The organism is Gordonia sp. (in: high G+C Gram-positive bacteria) (assembly GCF_020438995.1).
Lineage (GTDB): Bacteria > Actinomycetota > Actinomycetes > Mycobacteriales > Mycobacteriaceae > Gordonia.
Window position 1 is genome coordinate 1 of sequence record NZ_JAGQTN010000099.1, and the last position, 19,700, is coordinate 19,700.

15 protein-coding genes and 1 tRNA gene are annotated in these 19,700 nt (G+C 65.0%); 7 read left to right on the forward strand and 9 right to left on the reverse strand.

Features of this window, described 5'->3' with window-relative positions; all coding sequences use genetic code 11:
- The 9 genes from KDB67_RS08115 to KDB67_RS08155 form a co-directional block, all read right to left on the reverse strand.
- On the reverse strand, nt 1–1,118 hold a 1,118-nt coding region (locus KDB67_RS08115; RefSeq protein ID WP_291014612.1), incomplete at its 3' end, for an oligopeptide transporter, OPT family.
- A 175-nt stretch (nt 1,119–1,293) separates the two neighbouring features.
- Entirely contained in the window at nt 1,294–3,231 is a 1,938-nt protein-coding gene (locus KDB67_RS08120) for an ABC transporter ATP-binding protein/permease (RefSeq protein ID WP_291014615.1), read from the reverse strand.
- A gap of 361 nt (nt 3,232–3,592) precedes the next feature.
- Nucleotides 3,593–4,387, reverse strand: a complete 795-nt coding sequence (gene eutC / locus KDB67_RS08125; RefSeq protein WP_291014617.1) for an ethanolamine ammonia-lyase subunit EutC — start codon at nt 4,385–4,387, stop codon at nt 3,593–3,595.
- A complete protein-coding gene (locus KDB67_RS08130; RefSeq protein ID WP_291014619.1) occupies nt 4,384–5,790 on the reverse strand; it encodes an ethanolamine ammonia-lyase subunit EutB in 1,407 nt (468 codons plus the stop codon). Before KDB67_RS08130 ends, eutC begins: the two co-directional genes overlap by 4 nt.
- A complete protein-coding gene (eat, locus tag KDB67_RS08135; RefSeq protein ID WP_291014622.1) occupies nt 5,787–7,226 on the reverse strand; it encodes an ethanolamine permease in 1,440 nt (479 codons plus the stop codon). Before eat ends, KDB67_RS08130 begins: the two co-directional genes overlap by 4 nt.
- A 97-nt stretch (nt 7,227–7,323) precedes the next feature.
- Nucleotides 7,324–8,349 carry a DUF2330 domain-containing protein gene (locus tag KDB67_RS08140; protein ID WP_291014624.1) on the reverse strand — a complete coding sequence of 342 codons (1,026 nt, stop codon included), beginning with the start codon at nt 8,347–8,349 and terminating at the stop codon, nt 7,324–7,326.
- Between the two features lie 289 nt (nt 8,350–8,638).
- Entirely contained in the window at nt 8,639–9,466 is an 828-nt protein-coding gene (locus KDB67_RS08145; RefSeq protein WP_291014625.1) for an alpha/beta fold hydrolase, read from the reverse strand.
- Between the two features lie 245 nt (nt 9,467–9,711).
- Nucleotides 9,712–10,566, reverse strand: a complete 855-nt coding sequence (locus KDB67_RS08150; RefSeq protein WP_291014627.1) for a M23 family metallopeptidase — start codon at nt 10,564–10,566, stop codon at nt 9,712–9,714.
- 234 nt (nt 10,567–10,800) lie between these two features.
- Nucleotides 10,801–10,877 (reverse strand) — tRNA-Leu (locus KDB67_RS08155).
- A gap of 167 nt (nt 10,878–11,044) precedes the next feature.
- On the opposite strand from KDB67_RS08155, the gene KDB67_RS08160 reads away from it, so the two are divergent.
- The 7 genes from KDB67_RS08160 to polA all read left to right on the forward strand — a co-directional run.
- Nucleotides 11,045–11,668: an ANTAR domain-containing response regulator gene (locus tag KDB67_RS08160; protein WP_291014629.1), complete on the forward strand. Its 624-nt coding sequence runs from the start codon at nt 11,045–11,047 to the stop codon at nt 11,666–11,668.
- Nucleotides 11,669–11,862: 194 nt separating this feature from the next.
- On the forward strand, nt 11,863–13,095 hold the full coding sequence (locus KDB67_RS08165; RefSeq protein WP_291014631.1) for a branched-chain amino acid ABC transporter substrate-binding protein: 1,233 nt from the start codon (nt 11,863–11,865) through the stop codon (nt 13,093–13,095).
- 92 nt (nt 13,096–13,187) lie between these two features.
- The gene (locus KDB67_RS08170) at nt 13,188–14,231 is read left to right on the forward strand and encodes a branched-chain amino acid ABC transporter permease (protein WP_291014633.1); all 1,044 of its coding nucleotides are present in this window, start codon (nt 13,188–13,190) and stop codon (nt 14,229–14,231) included.
- Nucleotides 14,228–15,460, forward strand: coding sequence for a branched-chain amino acid ABC transporter permease (locus KDB67_RS08175; protein ID WP_291014635.1), 1,233 nt, complete (start codon nt 14,228–14,230; stop codon nt 15,458–15,460). The genes KDB67_RS08170 and KDB67_RS08175 overlap by 4 nt, the downstream gene beginning before the upstream one ends.
- A 77-nt stretch (nt 15,461–15,537) precedes the next feature.
- A complete protein-coding gene (locus KDB67_RS08180; RefSeq protein WP_291014643.1) occupies nt 15,538–16,506 on the forward strand; it encodes an ABC transporter ATP-binding protein in 969 nt (322 codons plus the stop codon).
- Nucleotides 16,490–17,263 (forward strand): ABC transporter ATP-binding protein, encoded by a 774-nt coding sequence (locus KDB67_RS08185; RefSeq protein WP_291014637.1) that lies wholly within the window; start codon nt 16,490–16,492, stop codon nt 17,261–17,263. The genes KDB67_RS08180 and KDB67_RS08185 overlap by 17 nt, the downstream gene beginning before the upstream one ends.
- Nucleotides 17,264–17,313: 50 nt before the next feature.
- Nucleotides 17,314–19,700 (forward strand): DNA polymerase I (polA, locus tag KDB67_RS08190; protein ID WP_291014640.1); only part of this gene is annotated, 2,387 nt, incomplete at its 3' end.

Sequence of the window (19,700 nt, forward strand, 5' to 3'; positions counted from 1 at the left end):
CCGCAGACCGCCGCGACGGCCAGACCGATCACGAAGACGAAAACAACACTCACCGTGATGATTCCGGCCGAACTGCCGCTCAGCACCGTGTCGTGGGCGAAGTCCCACAGCATGAACGCGATGGGAATCAGCAGAACGAGGATGGTGCCGCCGACGATGGTGATCGGGATGTCGCGTTCGGTGACGTCGACGCTCACCCCTTCGCGACGTGCCCGCGTCGACTTCATCGCCGACGTCATTCCTTTGACGATCGGGCCGATGATCTTGACCAGCGTCCAGATGGCGGCGATCGCGATGGCACCGGCGCCGATGAGCCGCACCTCGTGGCTGAATACCGAGCCGATCACGTCGGATAGGACGTCACCGGCCGCGGCCTTGTCCTGTGACTTCATCGGCAGCAGCACCGCGTACGAGATGAGCAGGCCCACCAGCATGGCGATACCGACGGCCACACCCACGAGATGGCCGATGCCGATGAGCGACATCAGGAGTCCGGCGCTGAACAGGGTGCCGCCGGTGCCGATCTTGAGGGTGCCCGAGACGGTGTCGCTGATGACCTTGAGCTTGGTGAGCAGTGAATAGACGGCCGATGCGACGGCACCGAGGATGATGACGTGCAGTCCGGCCTTGTTCTCTGCGGCACCGCCGGCCGAGTCACCGACCTTGAGGACCTCGGCCGCCGCGACACCTTCCGGATACGGCAGGTCCGATCCGGTGACCAGCGCTCTGCGCAACGGGATGGAGTACATGACGCCGAGGATGCCGCCGATCGCGCAGACGGCGACAGTCGTCCAGTACGGGAATCCCGACCACCAGCCGATCATCACGAGGCCGGGGATCACGAAGATGATCGCCGACAATGTGCCCGCCGCCGACGCGATCGTCTGCACGATGTTGTTCTCGACCACCGAGTGGTCGGCGAAGTACCGCAGAATCGCCATCGACACCACCGCCGCCGGAATGGCCGTGGCGAAGGTGAGTCCCACTCTCAGGCCGAGATAGACGTTGGCCGCGGTGAACACCAGCGTGATGACGCCGCCGAGGATGATTCCCCGGAGCGTCATCTCCTTCATGGTCGTTGCCGTGGTTGCGGTTCCAGGCGTTCCGGTAGAGGACATCGACGTCCACCCTTCAGGCTCTCGGGGCCGCCGGTGCGGCCGGTAGGTGAGGCACTGCTGTCGTTACGTGTCCTCACCATAGGACCGTCAGGGCGTCGCCGAGTGGCAATCAAACGGTGTCTTTGTGCCTGTCCTTCCGGATGCTCGATTCGGGTTTCCGTTTTGTCGGAAATCCCTAGACCGAGTGTTTGCCGCCGCCGACAGGTGCCGACGGATCGAGTGGTCGTAGGTTCCAGGCGCCACCGCCGGTCAGTTCGAGCAGTTGGGTGTGATGCTGGTCGGTGGTGCTGCGGTGGCTCACCGAGACGAGGACCGTGTCGGGCAGTTCGCGCCGGATCAGGGAGTACAGCTCGAACTCCAGACCCTCGTCGATGGCGGAGGTGGCCTCATCGAGGAATGCGACACCGGGCCGGTTCAGCAGGATACGGGCGAACGCCACGCGTTGCTGTTCGCCTGGTGAGAGGACAGCGGCCCAGTCGGCTTCCTCGTCGAGCCTGTCGACCAGGTGGGCCAGGAAGACCCGTTCGAGTGCGGACCGGATGGCGTCGTCGCCGACGGACTCCGGCGGTGCCGGGTAGCTGACCGCGGTGCGCAGGTCGGTCAGCGGGATATAGGGGATCTGTGACAGGAACAGTGTCGACTCGCCGGGCCGGGCGAACTCGCCGTCGACGAACGGCCACAGCCCGGCCAGTCCGCGCAGCAGGGTGGTCTTGCCGGTACCGGAACGTCCCTTGATGACGAGTGCGTCGCCGGGGTGGAGCGACAGATCCAGGTCGCGGACGAGGTCGATGCCTGCGGGCGTGGATGCGGTCACCTTGCGCAGTGTGATACCGCGCTCCTGTTCGACGGTGGCGATCCGGGGGAGTTCGCGGGAGTCGTGGTTGGCCTGCTCGAGGCCGTCGAGCCGGTACAGCGACGCCCTCAGGTCGGCGAAGGAATCGTAGGCCTCGCGGAAGAACGACAGCGAGTCGTGGACGTTGCCGAACGCCGACGCGGTCTGCGTCATCTCGCCGAGCTTGATCTCGCCGGCGAAGAACCGTGGTGCCTGGATGATGTAGGGGAAGACGGCCGATGCCTGATTGACCACGAAGTTCCAGCCGTTGAACTTGAGGGATCGGAACACGACCTGCCAGAAGTTGACGACGATCGCCGCGAACCGGTCGAGCAGTCCGCGCTGTTCGGTGTCGGCGCCGCGGTACAGCGCCACCTTCTCGGCGCCGTCGCGCAACCGGACCAGCGAGTAGCGGAAATTGGCGGCGAGGCGTTCGCGCAGGAAGTACAGCCGGATCAACGGATGGCCGAGCCAGAACGCGACGACCGTCGACACCAGCACGAACAGGTACACCATCCACACCATCGCCCGCGGCACGTCGACGCCGAAGATCTCCATCGGACCGGACAGGTCCCACAGGATGAGCGTGAACGAACAGATCGTCATGATGGCCGGGATCACGCCGTTGGTCGATGATCCGCCCGACCCGAACACCAGCCGCCGACTCGACGTCGCGACGTTCGCGATGTCGATCTCGATGCGCTGGTCGGGGTTGTCGACGCCGGGCTGGATTTTGGCGTCGGCGCCGTCGATGCCGGTGTTGACGAACCGGTTGCGGTAGAACGCCAGGTCGGTCAGCCAGTCGGCGGTCACCCGGGTGGTCATGAAGGCGCGCAGCCGGATCTCGAACATGCTGCCGATGTAGAGCTCGATCATGGTGCGGACCACATGGATGGTCGCCAGCAGCCCGAACAGCCACAGCGAGTTCCAGAACATCTCCTCGGCGGCGTCGAGCGTTTTGCCGTCGTCGTTCGACATCGCCTCGGCCGCACCCTGTAGCGCGTTGAACATGTCACGCCCCTGGTAGGACAGGACCACGGTCAGCCGCACGCCGATCACCATGAGCAGCATCAGCACCACCACCAGGACCCACGCACCGACCCGGGTCTCACGGCCGGTGAAGAAGCCGCCGGTGGCCCGCCAGTACTGCCGGCCCCACAGCGTGATCCGAGACAGGATGGCGCCGGCCACCAGGACGCCGACCATCGAGTAGCCGAACATGGTCAAGATCCAGCGGAGCGAGGTCAGGAACTCGTTCCCCCAGTCGATGCTGTATTCCACGCGTTCCCTATCTGTCCGGGCGGGCAGTCGACGCTGCCGATCCGGCAGATGGCGGGAATCTTAACCCGGCCCGACCGGTACCCGCCCGACGTGGGGGTCACAGGCGAACCGGAACACAGTGGGAGATGAAACGACCGATGCCGTCGACATCGTGTTACGACGTCGACGGCATCGGCGGGCTGCAGAGAAAAGTCTTTTGGTCATATGGCGTTGAATGCTCTGTGGAGAAGCCTCCGTACTGGGCTTTCAACGTTGTACGCACCGAGAGTAGAACGCGAAGTCGGACTCCGCCAGCAAGCCAAGTCTTACCTAACTTATTGTTCTGGCCCGCTGATCGGCGGATTCGGGTAACGTGCGCGGCTCATGTATCGGGGTCGGCAGGTTCCAGGCTCACGACGGTGGCGGTGTCGAGTTCCTGTCGGGAGGTGTCCTTGAGGTCGACGCCCGAGCGGCCCAGGGCGCGCGCTCCGGCAACGAGGGCGGCGGTGACCGCGGCGGCCGCGGCGTATCCGAGTCCGTCGGGTGGGTGGATGTTGGAGATGCAGTTGCGGTCGGCGTCGGTGCGTCCTACCTGCGGCCGGTGCGTGAGATAGATGCCGAGACTGTCGGCGACGGACAGTCCGGGTCGTTCCCCGATGATCACGATGAGCGTCGTCACGCCCAGAGCGGCACCGATGTGGTCGCCGAGGGCCACGCGGGCCTGGGTGGCGATGACGGGCGGTGCGATCGTGTATCGGCCATCGAAGGCATCCAGAAGTGCGGAGATCATGCCGTGGGCGTGGTCGACGAGTGCCCGCGGCGACAGCCCGTCCGCCAGGACGATGCCGATATCGCTCGGCGACGCGGGCAGTTCGGTGCCGTCCGCCGGTTGTCGCCCGAGGTCCGGGCGGCGCAGGTATTCGCCGCGGGTGCGGGCCTTGCTGGCCACCCGGAGCGGGTCACCCAGTCCGAGGTCGGCCAGTGTCGGCGCGAACGCGTCGACGTCGAGCGGATCGTGTACGGCGTCACGTGCGGCGGCATGGGCGGCGGCGAACTCCAGCACCCGGGTGGTGGGCAGCGAGTTGCCGGCCCGGCCCAGCCCGATGCGGGCCTGGGTGGTCAGCCTCAGGTCGGCCCACACGTCGTGGGCGGGAGTGGTCTCGCGGGGCGCGTTCATGGCGCCGTCAGCGCGAGTAGGGGTGAGGTGGCCGGATCCACCGGGAGGATGCGACCGTCTGCGTCCGCCATTCCCAGACCGGCCAGCCAGGCCTCGAATTCCGGTGCCGGCCGCAGTTTGAGTGCCTGCCGGACGTACAGCGCGTCGTGGAACGACAGGCTCTGGTAGCCGAGCATCACGTCGTCGGCGCCCGGTACGGCGATCACGAATGCCGCCCCGGCCACCCCGAGCAGGGTGAGCAGGGTGTCCATGTCGTCCTGGTCGGCCTCGGCGTGATTGGTATAGCAGACGTCCACGCCCATCGGCAGGCCGAGGAGTTTGCCGCAGAAATGATCTTCGAGTCCGGCGCGGATGATTTGTTTACCGTCGTACAGATACTCGGGTCCGATGAATCCGACGACGGTATTGATCAGCAGTGGTTCAAGCGCGCGGGCCAGACCGTAGGCGCGGGTTTCCAGCGTTTGCTGGTCGACGGGTTTGCCGCCCGTCCCCAGGTGCGCGTGCGCCGACAGTGCCGAACCCTGCCCGGTTTCCAGGTACATGACGTTGTCGCCGACGGTGCCCCGCTTGAGTGACCGCCCGGCCTCGTTGGCCTCCAACAGCATCGGCACCGTGACGCCGAAACTGCTGTTGGCGGGTTCGGTCCCGGCGATCGACTGGAACACCAGATCCACCGGCACACCCTGGGAGATCAGGTCGACTGTGGTGGTGACGTGGGAGAGCACACACGACTGCATCGGGATCGAGAACCGTTGGCGGATGTCGTCGAGCAGATGCAGGAGATCGGCTGTGGCGTGCGGCGAGTCGGTGGCCGGGTTGATGCCGATGACGGCGTCGCCACAGCCCATCAGCAGCCCGTCGAGGGTGGCGGCGGCGATGCCGCGCGGATCGTCGGTCGGGTGATTGGGTTGCAGGCGTGTCGCGATCCGGCCCGGCAGCCCGATCGTGGTGCGGAACGCCGAATGCACCCGCGCCGCCGACGCCACCAGAATCAGATCCTGATTGCGCATGAGTTTGCTTGTGGCCGCCACCATTTCGGGTGTCAGGCCGGGGGAGACGGCATCGTAGCGGGCGGCGGCGTCGTCGAGGGTGGCCGTTTCGAGCAGCCAGTCCCGGAAAGCGCCGACGGTCAGATGCGATATCGGCGTGAATGCCTCACGGTCGTGGGTGTCGATGATCAGCCGCGTCACCTCGTCGGTTTCGTACGGCACCACCAGTTCTTCCAGAAATGTCGCCAGCGGGACATCGGCCAATTGCCATGCGGCAGATGCCCGTTCGGCGTCGGAGGTGGCGGCGCACCCGGCGAGTTGATCCCCGGATCGCAATGGGGTCGCCTTCGCCATGAGTTCGACTATGCCGTCGAACTCATAGGTGGTTCCCGAAATGGTCTGCGTGAACTTCACCGCACGTCTTCTTCAGCTTCGGCGAGTGCGGCGAACTCCTCGTCGGGGGAGTTGGCGACGAGCCGGTGCCGCGAGTACACCGCAAAATACAGCATGAAGGCGGCGAACACCGCCAGACACCAACTGGCCGCCTTGACGTCGACAAGGAAGGTGGCGATGACTGCGATCACGGCGATGACCAGCGCGAATCCGGTGGTGACGACCCCGCCCGGAGTGCGGTAGGGCCGGGACATCTCGGGTTCGCGGACGCGGAGCACGATGTGGCTCACCATCATCAAAACGTAGCTCAGCGCCGCGCCGAATACCGCCATATTCAGCAGCAACGCACCCTGACCGGTCAGTGACAATGCGAATCCGATGATGCCGGGCACGATGAGTGCCAGCGTCGGAGCTTTGCGGCTGTTGGTCACCGACAGCACCGGCGGCAGATAGCCCGCCCGCGAGAGCGCGAACAACTGCCGCGAGTAGGCGTAGATGATGGAGAAGAAGCTCGCGATCAGACCGGCCAGGCCGATGTAGTTGACGATCTTGGCCGCGGTACCGTCCCCGAGCGCCTCCACCAGCGGGTTGCCTGACCCTGACATCTCCGACGCGCCGCCGGCCGCCGTGGTCAGGATCAACACGGTGACGCAGGAGATCAGCAACACCGAGATCGCCGCTATGATGCCGCGCGGCACATTCTTCTCCGGATTCGCCGTTTCCTCGGCCGCCAGCGGAACCCCTTCGACGGCAAGGAAGAACCAGATCGCGAACGGGATCGCAGACCAGATGCCCATGTATCCGAACGGGAGGAATTCCGATGCGCCCACAGCGTCAGTCGCGTCGATGTTGGTGAGATTCGCGCCGTCGAAGTGGGTGATCGCTGCGATGGCGAAGACCACCAGACCCACCAGGGCGATCGCGGTGATCACGAACATCACCTTGAGAGCCTCACCCACGCCACCGAGGTGAATACCGATAAAGATGGCGTAAGCAACCAGATACACCCACCAGCCGTCGGTGATCCCGAACAGGTCCAGTGATTCGACGTACGCACCGATGAATGTGGCAATGGCCGCAGGCGCGATCGAGTACTCGATGAGAATCGCTGTGCCGGTGGCAAATCCACCCCACGGTCCGAGAGCGCGCCGGGCGAATGTGTAACCGCCACCGGCAGCCGGTAGTGACGAGGACAACTCCGCCATCCCGAGCACCAGCGCCAGATACATCGCGGCGATGACGATCGCAGCAATAGCCAGTCCACCGAATCCACCTTCGGCCAGACCGAAGTTCCAGCCTGAATAATCGCCGGAGATCACATAGCTCACGCCGAGCCCGGCCAGCAGCAACCAGCCGGCGCTACCACTCTTGAGCTGCCGTTTCTTCAGATAGTCAGCTGATTCGTCGTGGCTGTCGACGCCGCCGGCGAGATGATGTTCATGGTCGGGGACCGTCATGGCCGCCTCCGCACTGTGTCTCGTGGGTGCCCGCTCCGGGTCCCCGAAGCATATGACCGCCCAGAACTGTTCGCAGTGCGAGCGAAAACGGCCCGGGTCAGGCTGCGGTTCGGTGGCGCCGGAATGCGATGCCTGCCAATGCGATACCGACGACCACTATAATCATGCCGGCGACGAGCAAGAACGGACCGGCCATCACGCCCATGATCGTGACGTCGGAATCCTTGTAGATCACCTGTTGATAGGGGGAATCGTCGGCGGCGTCGGCAAAGACGAAATCGGACGAAATGGTCTGCGGAGCGATGATCATGGTCTGGATCGTAGTGAGGTAGCGGCCGTCATCGAGGCGCCCGGCGTAGAGGACGTGCCCCTGCTGTCGGCTGACATCGGCGTCCGTGCGCTGCTGACGATGATCAGTGAGCACATACAGGTCGACCATCTGGGTTCCGGTGGCCGCAACCGACATTCGCATCGGATAGACGAGTGTGTCCGAGTCGAACTCCAGGCGGATCGGGTCGAGCGGCCCGGACAATGCGTTCGGCGACGTGAGTTTGATCGCTACGAACGACCATCTTTCGGACACGTACGGTGCCAGCGCCGCACTCACGGCCGGCATGAGTTGGTAACCGTTGCCGGACAACCACTTTTGCAGGCCGGTCAGGTCACCGCCGGTGAGGGTGGTGATGTCGAGCGGGCCGAGTTGCACGCGGCCGACGACTTCGGGGCCGGAACCTCCCGCAGCGCTGCCCGGAGGTAGCGCACCGGCCCTGGCGCCGTCGTAGTCCGACGACCTCGACCACCAGTGTCGTCGCGTTTCGGTACGAGGTGCGCTGATCGCCTCGTATTTGTCGAACAGCGCCGAATCGCCCGCCGACACGGTGGCCGGTGCCGGAGTCGGAACGATCAGCGCCGCATCCGAACGTACCGACCGCATCGACAATCGCATGTCGATGGTTTCGCGTCGACCCGCCATCGACACGATCGCCGTCTCCTGACTGACCTGCGCCGCGGGGTCGTTGCTGGCGATCCCGCCGCATGCGCACGCCGACGCCGGTGACGCGATCAGCAGCGCCGGAACAGCGAGCAGAAGTGCCACGATGAGGCGCAGCAGGTGGGTTGACATGGCAAGCCCTTCGTCCGGCGAACGCATACCATCCCAGCAGACGCGGTGCTCCCGGTCACGCCGTCCGAACAGAAATCATTCGGTCGGCGCACCGGGAGCACTCGGTCACTTCAGGACCGGCGCGCCCATCGGCAATGCCGGGCCGCCGGTGGCCGTCGAGAGGGCGTCGACGGTCAGCAACACGATCAGGATCAACCGCGACGACAGGACCGTCGTGTGCTTCGCCGTGGCCGAGCGGGCACAGCCTTGTATTTCAGGGTGCGTCCGAGCCGGAACAGTACCGGTCCGGTTACAGGAAGAACCCGCCCGGGCCGCAGCGAACGGGCTTCGCTCGCTCAGGATCGAGTTCGTTGAGCAATACCTGGGTGACGTTCGGGTCGGCGATCATTCCGAGGTGACCGACCCGATCATTCGGGCACACATCCTGAATCCGGATATTGCGCACATTCGGCCCCGATGGCAGGAAGGCCACAGTGTGGGGGATCGCGAGTTCGTCATACTGGCTGACGATGTTCGAATACCGGACCGACGGATAGACGCGGGGAGACAACTTCGTGTACTCGGCGGGTGTGAGTAGCTGCTTGGTTGCCGGCACAATAAGTCCCACAACGTCTTTCCATCCCGGGACGAGCTTCATGATGTCGACCCAGAACGTTGGCGGATTGTTCGCCGCGGCCAGACCCACAACACGATGGACGTACCGCCATCCGTCGTTGTGTTTGAGATAGAACAGGTTGACGGTGCCGCCCTGGGAATGCCCGACGAGGTCGACCTTCTCCGCACCTGTCCAGTGGCGCACCTTCTCGACGAAGGCGGCGAGCTGCGCCGCAGAGGTGTACACGGAATCGAGTTCGCCGAAGTTCCTGATGTTGAACAGGCTCCCGACGGTCACCGTGTAGACGCAGTACCCACGGTTGGCCAGTTCGGGGCCGATGGCCTGCCAACTATTACTCTGGTTGGCGCCCGTGCCGTGCACGAGAATCACCGGCCGGGGATGTTCGGTGCTGCGGCATCCCGGCCGATTGGCACCGGGCGGCGGTGTGTCGGGTGAGAACGTCCCTGCAGTGAGCGTTCCGAGCAGGTTGTAACTCACGGGGTAGTGCGGTGCGGCGCTCACCGACTGTGCCGCCGCCGAACCAAGAACGACTGTCCCGACTACCAAGCACGCAAGAATTCGCCACCGCAACAGCTGTCGTGTACCCGAGCGCATATGCCCTCCCCGTTCACGCCTCTATATAGCCGTGAAGCGAGACGCTAACGCAGGCAGATCACAACCGTCGCGGCTTCGGCAATCCGGGATACGACTGTGACAGCGCCGGAAGTAGGTGGCCACCGCCCGGGGTGTCTCGCCGCCGGGCGGGATCAGCCGACGCTGACGCCTCGGTTTTGGAGCCATACCTGGGGGTTGATCTTGTTGCCGTTGGTGTCCCAGACCTCGTAGTGCAGGTGCGGGCCGGTGGATTGTCCGCGGTTGCCGACTGTGGCGATCTGCTGGCCGGCCTTGACCCGCTGACCGGCCGTCACGAAGCTCTGGTCGACATGGCCGAAGACGCCGGTGGTGCCGTCGTCCTGCCGGACCCGAACCCACTGGCCGAAGCCGGATGCGGGACCGGATTCGAGGACGGTGCCGTCGGTGACGGCGTAGATCGGAGTGCCGATCTCGTTGGCGATGTCGACGCCGTAATGTACGACGCCCCAGCGTGCGCCGTAGCCGGAGGTCACGACGCCGTGGACCGGCTTCACTGCGGTGTGTTTACCGGGATTGGGCAGGTAGTCGCCGGGAGTCGGCAGGGGATTGCCGGGAACCGGCAGTTTCCGGGGCAGCAGGTCGCGCAGGGCCTTGTCGACCGGTCCGGGCAGGTCTTTCAGCGCCTTGTCGACCGGTGCCGGGAGGTCCTTCAGGGTCTTGTCTATCGATGCGGTCAGATCCGCCACGCCCGGCAGTGACGCCAGCGATTGGAGCGTCGGCAGTGCGGGGTTCGCACTCGAGCCGGTCGTGGGGTTCGACGGCAGTTCCGCAGCCTGTGCCGCGCCGCCGGCGGCGAGTCCGATCGCTCCGGCGAGGGCCATGGTCGCACCCGCGACGGTGGTCACGGACGCCGTGGAGTTCTTGCAGACGCGGTGCTGTCCGGCCCGGCGGGCACTCGACGATGCGTCGGAGAGCAGCAGCGTCGTGACGGGAATCGAGGCAGGGGCGTTCAGGCGATGTTGTGGCACTGTATCGGTCCGCTCGTCGTTGGTAACAGTTTGATCTCGATGGAGACACGGTGAGATTACTACACATCACGAACGAAAGGGAAGGGTCCTGCAAGGTCGCGTGTTGCGCGTCCGAAGGGGGTTGCGTGAACGACCTCGGTTGCCGCTGAAATGGCTCGGTCGAGTGCTGAGATGGCCGGCTGACTTAGCTGCTGAACCCGGTTCCGGGATTGCCGGCAAACTCAGGCGAAAATATGGTGCCCTCGGTGAGACTCGAACTCACACTGGACGGGTTTTGAATCCGTTGCCTCTGCCAATTGGGCTACGAGGGCATCCTCGCGGGCCGGGTTGCGGCGCCGCGAGTGTCCACATTAGACGATGAGCCGGAAGCGTCGCCAACCGGTACTCTGCACGCATTGGCCAGGGTGGCCGCCCGGGGTGATCGGCCGGACACGGGGAGGATGTGCCTGCCGGGACCGGGGTTCGGTGAGGAGGAGATGTGACGGTGATTCAGGAAGCTCCGACGGACGGCGACACCCCCGCGACCACGCATCGGGTGCTGGTGGCCGAGGACGACTCCTTGATCCGGATGGATCTGATCGAGATGCTCCGCGAAGAAGGCTACGACGTCGTGGGGGAGGCGCCCAACGGACAGGTGGCGGTGGAACTGACCGAATCGCTCAAGCCGGATCTGGTGATCATGGATATCAAGATGCCGGTGCGCGACGGGATCGACGCCGCGAGTGAGATCGCCGCCAAACGTCTTGCGCCGGTGGTGATGTTGACCGCGTTCAGTCAGCGCGACTTCGTCGAGAAGGCCCGTGATGCCGGTGCGATGGCGTATCTGGTCAAGCCGTTCACCAAGGCCGACCTCGTGCCGGCCATCGAGGTGGCGGTCAGCCGCTACCAGGAGGTCAAGTCGCTCGAGACCGAGGTCGCGACGATGCAGGATCGGCTCGAGACCCGCAAGCTCGTCGAGCGCGCCAAGGGGCTGCTGATGGAGAAGCAGAACCTGAGTGAGCCCGAGGCGTTCAAGTGGATTCAGCGTGCGGCGATGGACCGGCGCACCACCATGAAGGCCGTCGCACATGTCGTCGTCGACACACTCGGTAAGCCGAACTGACTACACGCGCTCGTCCCACTGACCGCCCCGAAGCCTGGTGGGAACGTTAAATCTGTGCAACAGGGCGCCACGCCCGTGCGACTTTACCCGCAGAACCCACGCGTACAAGGCTGATTCGGGCTAAGTTTTCCGTCAGGTCTCTTCCGGACCTCTCGACGGTCACGTCGAGCGGCAAGAACTGAGAGGTTTCAGATATGCATCGTCGGATGACGACCGGTGCTCTCGCGGTGACGATGGCAGGCATCCTCGCCTTGTCCGCGTGTAGTTCCAAAGACGACGACTCCGATTCGGACACAGGTGCCGGCACCTCGACCGGGGCGAGTTCAAGCCTGACGATCGCGCCGTTGGCGCAGATCGACACCAAGGGCAACAAGGTGGAGGCGACGTCGGAGTCGGACGCCGAAAGCCCCGCGGGCGATGGCAAGGCCAAGTGCGACCCGACGACGATCGCGATGGCCGGTGCGCTGACCGGCGCCGATGCCGCGCTCGGCATCAACATCCGCAACGGCGCCCAGCTCGCCGTCGACGAGCACAACGCCGCCAACGCCGACTGCAAGATCACACTCAAGACCTACGACACCGAGGGTGATCCGCAGAAAGCCACCCAGGTGGCTCCGCAGATCGTCAACAACAAGGACATCGTCGGTCTGATCGGTCCCGCCTTCTCCGGTGAGACCAAGGCCACCGGCGGCGTCTTCAACCAGGCCGGCCTGGTGTCGGTGACCGCATCGGCCACCAACCCGGCACTCACCGACAACGGCTGGAAGACCTTCTTCCGTGGCCTGGCCAACGACGACGTGCAGGGCCCGGCCGTGGCCAACTACCTGACCGGCACCGCCGGCAAGGAGAAGATCTGCGTCGTCAAGGACGACACCGAGTACGGTGCCGGCTTCGCCAAGGCAGTGATCAAGACCCTCGGCTCCGCGAGCATCAAGAGCTGCGAGGGTGACGTCAAGAAGGGCGAACGCGACTTCTCGGCGATCATCTCGACCATCACCAACGCCAAGCCCGACGCCGTGGTCTACGCCGGCTACTACTCGGAGGCCGCGCCGCTCGCCGAGCAGCTCAAGCGTGCCGATCCGTCGATCACCTTCGTCTCCGGCGACGGTTCGAACGATCCGCAGTTCACCGCGCTCGCCGGCAGCTCCGCCAAGGGTGCGGTCCTGACCTGCCCGTGCGGTCCGGCACCGGACAAGTTCAAGGCCGCCTACGAGTCGAAGTTCAAGCAGGCACCGGGCGTGTACTCGGTCGAGGCCTACGACCTGGCGACGATCCTGATGAAGGGCATCGCCGAAGGCAAGACCACCCGCGCCGACCTGCTGGCCTACGTCAAGGGCTACAAGGGCACCGGCCTGGCACGTGAGTACGAGTGGACCCCGAAGGGCGAGCTCACGTCGTCGCTGATCTGGGTGTACGAAGTCAAGTAACGGCTACCGGTACACATGGTGCACCCGGGTGCGAGAATCTCGTCCCGGGTGCATCTGTGTGCCGACCACGACATTCCGGCTGAAAGGTACGCATGATCGCGTATTCGTTGGCCGAATCGACTTCGGTGGTCGCCTCGACCATCGGTTTCGATCTCGGCGCTCTGCGAGACGGATTCTGGACGCTGACGATCCAGGGGCTCGCCTACGGTTCCATCTACGCCCTCGTGGCAGTGGGCTACACGCTCGTCTACGGCGTGCTCAGGCTGATCAACTTCGCACATTCGGAAGTGTTCATGATCGGCATGTTCGGCCAGTACCTCGGCCTGATGCTGCTCGGTTTCCGGCCGCAGGGCGATGTGTGGAGCGAGGGCACCCTCATGACCATCACGTACCTGGTGTTGGCGGGCCTGATAGGTATGGCCGTGTCGGGCACCACCGCGGTGGGTCTGGAGTTTATCGCGTACCGGCCGCTGCGAAAACGTAATGCCAAACCGCTCGCGTTCCTCATCACCGCGATCGGTATGTCGTTCGTCCTGCAGGAGTTCGTCCACTACGTCCTGCCGAAGGTGCCGACGGACCCGCGCCTGGGTGGGTCGAGTCCGCAGCCGGCGATCAAACTGGTCGAACCGACCGAACAGTTCAGCTTCTTCGGCGCATCGGTCACCAACGTCATCCTGATCATCGTGTTCTCCGCCGTCGGGCTCGCCGTCGGCGTCGACTTCCTGATCAACAAGACCAAGCTGGGACGCGGAATTCGTTCGGTGGCACAAGATCCCGAGGCCGCCCTGTTGATGGGTGTCTCGCGGGAACGCACCATCATGCTGACGTTCCTGATCGGCGGCCTGCTCGCGGGCGCCGCCGCCCTGCTCTACACGCTGCACGTGCCCTCTAACGTCGTGTACTACGGCGGATTCATCCTCGGCATCAAGGCGTTCTGTGCGGCCGTGCTCGGCGGCATCGGCAATGTCCGCGGCGCTCTGATCGGCGGACTGCTACTCGGAGTGATGGAGAATTACGGATCGGTTGTGTTCGGCAATCAGTGGAAGGACGTGGTGGCCTTCGCGCTGCTGATCCTGGTGCTGATGTTCCGGCCGACGGGCATCCTCGGTGAGAAACTCGGGAAGGCACGCGTATGACGACTCCAGACCCTGCTGTTCCGGCCGCCGCGCAGCCACCGCGGCGCGGTGTGGGCGACGCGCTCCGCACCTGGTGGGAACGACAGTCGCGACCGGCCCAATGGGGTATCGGCGTACTGGCGTTCGGCGCGCTGGCGCTGCTCCCGGTCTTTGATCCGCCACTGATCGCCACCACCGCAACCAATTTCGGCACCACGATGGCACAGTTCGCCATGGTGGCGCTCATCGCGATCGGCCTGAACGTGGTGGTCGGGCAGGCAGGCCTGCTCGACCTCGGATACGTCGGCTTCTACGCGGTCGGCGCCTACGTGGTGGCACTGCTGACCAGCCCCGCCAGCCCGATCTGGGACAGCGCCGACCACGGCATCTTCTCCGGGCCGTGGGCATGGATGGCGTGTATTCCGCTCGCCATCGTGATCACCGGCATCACCGGCGTGATCCTCGGAACCCCGACGCTGCGGGTGCGCGGCGACTATCTGGCGATCGTGACCCTCGGTTTCGGTGAGATCGTCCGCCTGCTGGCCGACAACCTCAAAGAGGTCACCAACGGCCCCGCAGGTCTGCAGGGGGTGCTGTTCCCCGAACTCGGTAGCAGCGCCGACAACCCCGACGGCGTGTTCTCGGTGCAGAACAACCACACCCTCAACTCCGGTATCTGGTGGTACTGGCTGGCACTGTTGCTGGTGGTCATCGTGCTGCTGTTCGTCGGCAACCTCGAACGCAGTCGCGTCGGCCGGTCCTGGATCGCCATCCGTGAGGACGAGGACGCCGCCGAGATCATGGGCGTACCCACGTTCAAGTACAAGCTGTGGGCGTTTGTCATCGGTGCCGGCATCGGCGGGCTGTCGGGCGCGGTGTACGCCGGTCAGGTGCAGTACGTCGACCCCAAGGCGTTCACGGTCATCAACTCGATGCTGTTCCTGTGTGCGGTGGTCATCGGCGGTCAGGGAAACAAGCTCGGCGTTATCGTCGGCGCGTTCATCATCGTGTACGTGCCGGCGCGGGTGCAGGGCATCGAGGTGGGCGGGCAGTCGCTCGGCGACTTCAAGTACCTGTTCTTCGGTCTGGCGCTGGTCACGCTGATGATCTTCCGGCCGCAGGGTCTGTTCCCGGCTCGCGCCCGGCTGATCACTTTCGGCAGACAGGTCTACGCGGCCGCGCACCGGGTCGGTGATGCGGTCAGACGCGAACCCGGTTCACCATCAGGACAGAAGGAGGTCACGCCGTGACACACCGCCCTCCCGGCGATCCGGGCCCCGAACCCCGGCCCAACCTCGGCAAGGCTGTCTGGCAAACTCCGGAAACCATGTCGGTTGCCGACGGCGCGACACAGCGAATCCCCCGGATCACCGAGGCGCCGACCGAACAGATCGCGCGCGTCCTCGCCGACCCGGAAGCCACGACGGTCGTCGACCCGGCGGCGGTCGACCCGACGCTCGCCGATCCCGAGTTGGTTGCCGAAGCCGTCGCACCGCAACGCGACATCGCCACCGCCGAGGGCGACACCTTGCTGCAGGTACGTGACCTGACCGTCGAGTTCGGCGGGCTCGCGGCGCTGAGCGATGTGTCGTTCGATATCCGGCGCGGCGAGATCCTCGGCCTGATCGGTCCGAACGGGGCGGGTAAGACCACCTGTTTCAACGCCATCACCGGTGTCTACACCCCCACCCGTGGCACGGTGACCTTCGATGGTGAGCCACTGGGCAAGCTCAAGCGGCACAAGATCACCCGCAAAGGCATCGCGCGTACGTTCCAGAACGTGCGGCTGTGGGGCGAGATGACCGCGCTGGAGAACGTGTGTGTGGGCACCGACGCCCGGCACAAGACCTCGGTATGGGGAGCCACGTTCCGCACGCCGAGGCACTACCGCGAGGAGCGTGACGCCGTCGAACGCGGCATGGCGTTGCTCGAGTTCGTCGGGATCGCCGCTCGCGCCACCGAGAAGGCCTCCAACCTGCCCTATGGTGATCAGCGCCGTTTGGAGATCGCCCGTGCACTGGCCACCGAACCGAAGCTGTTGTGCCTGGACGAGCCCGCCGCGGGCTTCAATCCGAGCGAGAAGACCGCGCTGATGGGGCTGATCAAGAAGATCCGCGACGACGGCTACACGGTGCTGCTCATCGAGCACGACATGCGACTGGTGATGGGCGTGACCGACCGGATCGTCGTGCTCGAGTTCGGCCGTAAGATCGCCGACGGTGCGCCACGCGAAGTCCGAGACAACCCGGCGGTGATCGCCGCATACCTGGGAGTGCCCGATGACGAAATCGCCTGAGAACGGTCCCGTGACTGCTGGCGGACCCGCTCCGGGTACTCCGGTGCTGGAACTGACCGATGTGGTGATCCATTACGGGAGAATCAAAGCGCTGCACGGGATCTCGCTGAGCGTACAGGCCGGTGAACTGGTCACCCTGCTCGGCGCCAACGGCGCGGGAAAATCGACCACGATGCGCGGTATCTCGGGGCTCAACAAACTCACCGGGGGATCGATCCGGTTCAACGGCGAGGACATCACCACGCTCAAACCGCACGAGCGGGTAGCTCGCGGGATCATCCAGGTGCCCGAGGGGCGCCGGATCTTCCCCGGTATGACAGTGCTGGAGAACCTTGACATGGGTTGCTATGGAAGGAAATTCGAGTCCAAGGCGGAATATGATTCGGCGCTGGAGGAAGTGTTCGGACTGTTCCCGAGGCTCGGTGAACGCAAGAAGCAATTCGGTGGCACGATGTCGGGCGGTGAGCAGCAGATGCTGGCCATCGGTCGCGCGCTGATGGCCCGGCCCAACCTGCTGCTGCTCGACGAACCGTCGATGGGGTTGGCGCCCATGGTGATTCGGCAGATCTTCGAGATCATCGCGAAGATCAACGCCGACGGCACCACGATCCTGCTCGTCGAGCAGAACGCGCAGCAGGCGCTGAGCCGGTCCACCCGCGGCTACATTCTGGAGACCGGGTCCATCACCAAGGAAGGACCGGGCAGAGCGTTGCTGCACGACGACGCGGTTCGGGAGGCGTATCTGGGCGTCGCGTAGGTCGTCGCGCCGGTCCAGGACGCATCGGGACGTGTCCTAGACTGGTCCGGGTGAGTCCCGCCAAGAGTGCCGCAGCCTCGAGTACGTCAGCCCGCACAGCGTCGGGAAAGCCGGTTCTGATGCTGCTCGACGGGCATTCGCTGGCCTACCGTGCCTTTTTCGCGCTGCCCGCCGAGAACTTCAAGACGGCCACCGGGCAGACCACCAACGCGGTGTACGGCTTCACCTCGATGCTCATCAACCTGCTGCGTGACGAGGCGCCGACGCATGTCGCAGCCGCGTTCGACGTCTCGCGCAAGACATTCCGGTCCGAGTTGTTTCCCGACTACAAGGCGCAGCGCGCCAAGTCACCGGAGGAGTTCGGTGGACAGGTCGAACTGACCAAGGACGTGCTGGGCGCGCTGGGTATCCCGGTGATGGCGATCGAGGGGTACGAGGCAGACGACATCATCGCCACCCTGGCCACCCAGGCCGAAGGACGCGGCTTCGACGTACTGGTGGTCACCGGTGACCGTGATTCACTGCAACTGGTCGATGACGCGGTCACCGTTCTCTACCCCAAGCGCGGCGTGTCGGAGCTGACCCGGTTCACTCCCGAAGAGGTAGAGGCCAAGTACGGCGTCACCCCGGCCCAGTATCCGGACATAGCCGCGCTGCGCGGTGATAACAGCGACAACCTGCCCGGAGTGCCCGGCGTCGGCGACAAGACCGCGGCCAAGTGGATCCGCCAGTACGGTTCGCTGAACGAGCTGGTCGACCATGTTGACGAGATCAAGGGCAAGGTAGGCGACTCGCTGCGCGCCAATCTCGCGTCGGTACAGACCAATCGGCACCTGACGCAGCTCGTCCGCGATATGCAGTTGCCGGCCGGTCCTGACGAACTGGCACTCGTCGGCTGGGACCGGGAACGCATCCACGCGCTCTTCGATGAACTTGAGTTCCGGGTATTGCGCGACCGGCTGTTCAACACGCTGTCGTCGGTGGAACCGGAGGCCGAGGCCGGATTCGACCTCGACGGTTCGATTCTCGGCGAGGGCGAGGTCGGCGCCTGGCTCGACGCCCATGCCCGTACCGGACGCACCGGGATCGCGGTGTCGGCACCGAAGCGGGTCGTCGACGCAGATCCGGCGGCGATCGCCATCGCGGCTGCCGACGGTGCGTCGGCGTATATCGCGATCCCGGTGATCGCGCAGGCCGACGAGCAGGCGCTCGCGGACTGGCTCGCCGATGAGACCATGGCCAAGGCGTGCCACGACGCCAAATGGGCGATCCATGCCCTGCGGGTGCGGGGCTGGACCCTGCGCGGGGTCACCAGCGACACAGCGCTCGCCGCATATTTGGTACGACCCGGCCAGCGCAGTTTCGATCTTGACGACCTGTCATTGCGCTACCTGCGCCGTGAACTCAAGGCAGACGGGCCCGACGGCGACGGCCAGTTGTCGCTGCTGGACGCCGAAGGCGAGGAGGACGCCAAGGCGTCCGAGCATCAGATGCTGGAGGCCCGCGCGGTGGCCGAGCTGGCCGACGCGCTGGACACCGAACTGGACCGGATCGATTCGCGGTCACTGCTCACCGACATGGAACTGCCGCTGACGTTCGTCCTCGCCGACCTGGAGGCGGCCGGAATCGCAGTGGACACCAAGCACTTTCATGAACTGGAACAGCAGTTCGCCGATAGGGTGCGTACGGCCGCCGACGCCGCTTACGAGGTGATCGGGGAGCAGATCAACCTGGGCTCGCCCAAACAGTTGCAGACGGTGCTGTTCGACAAGCTCGACATGCCCAAGACGAAGAAGACCAAGACCGGTTACACCACCGACGCCGATGCATTGCAGGGCCTGTACGAGAAGACCGAGCACCCGTTCCTCGCGCACCTGCTCGAACACCGTGACGCCACCCGGCTGCGCGTCACTGTCGACGGACTGCTCAAGTCGGTCGCCGACGACGATCGCATCCACACCACCTTCAACCAGACGGTCGCGGCCACCGGACGGTTGTCCTCGACCGACCCGAACCTGCAGAACATCCCGGTCCGCACCCAGGCCGGCAGACAGATCCGCAACGGCTTCGTCGTCGGAACCGCGGGCGGCGGAACCGAATTCGAGACATTGATGACGGCCGACTACAGCCAGATCGAGATGCGGATCATGGCGCACCTGTCGGGCGACGAGGGTCTGATCGAGGCGTTCAACACCGGTGAGGACCTGCACAACTTCGTCGGCTCGCGGGCGTTCGGGGTGCCTATCGACGAGGTGACCACCGAGATGCGGCACCGGGTCAAGGCCATGTCGTACGGACTCGCCTACGGCCTCAGCGCTTTCGGCCTCGCGGCTCAGCTCAAGATCAGCCGCGACGAGGCCAAGGAGCAGATGGATCAGTACTTCGCCCGGTTCGGCGGAGTCCGCGACTATCTGCGGCACGTGGTCGACGAGGCCCG

What these genes read in the sequence shown, in the direction of transcription:
- KDB67_RS08165 (WP_291014631.1), top strand. Translation starts at nt 11,863, where the DNA reads ATGCATCGTCGGATGACGACCGGTGCTCTCGCGGTGACGATGGCAGGC.
- KDB67_RS08180 (WP_291014643.1), top strand. Translation starts at nt 15,538, where the DNA reads ATGTCGGTTGCCGACGGCGCGACACAGCGAATCCCCCGGATCACCGAG.
- KDB67_RS08140 (WP_291014624.1), bottom strand. Translation starts at nt 8,349, where the DNA reads ATGTCAACCCACCTGCTGCGCCTCATCGTGGCACTTCTGCTCGCTGTT.
- eutC (WP_291014617.1), bottom strand. Translation starts at nt 4,387, where the DNA reads ATGAACGCGCCCCGCGAGACCACTCCCGCCCACGACGTGTGGGCCGAC.
- KDB67_RS08185 (WP_291014637.1), top strand. Translation starts at nt 16,490, where the DNA reads ATGACGAAATCGCCTGAGAACGGTCCCGTGACTGCTGGCGGACCCGCT.
- KDB67_RS08175 (WP_291014635.1), top strand. Translation starts at nt 14,228, where the DNA reads ATGACGACTCCAGACCCTGCTGTTCCGGCCGCCGCGCAGCCACCGCGG.
- eat (WP_291014622.1), bottom strand. Translation starts at nt 7,226, where the DNA reads ATGACGGTCCCCGACCATGAACATCATCTCGCCGGCGGCGTCGACAGC.
- KDB67_RS08170 (WP_291014633.1), top strand. Translation starts at nt 13,188, where the DNA reads ATGATCGCGTATTCGTTGGCCGAATCGACTTCGGTGGTCGCCTCGACC.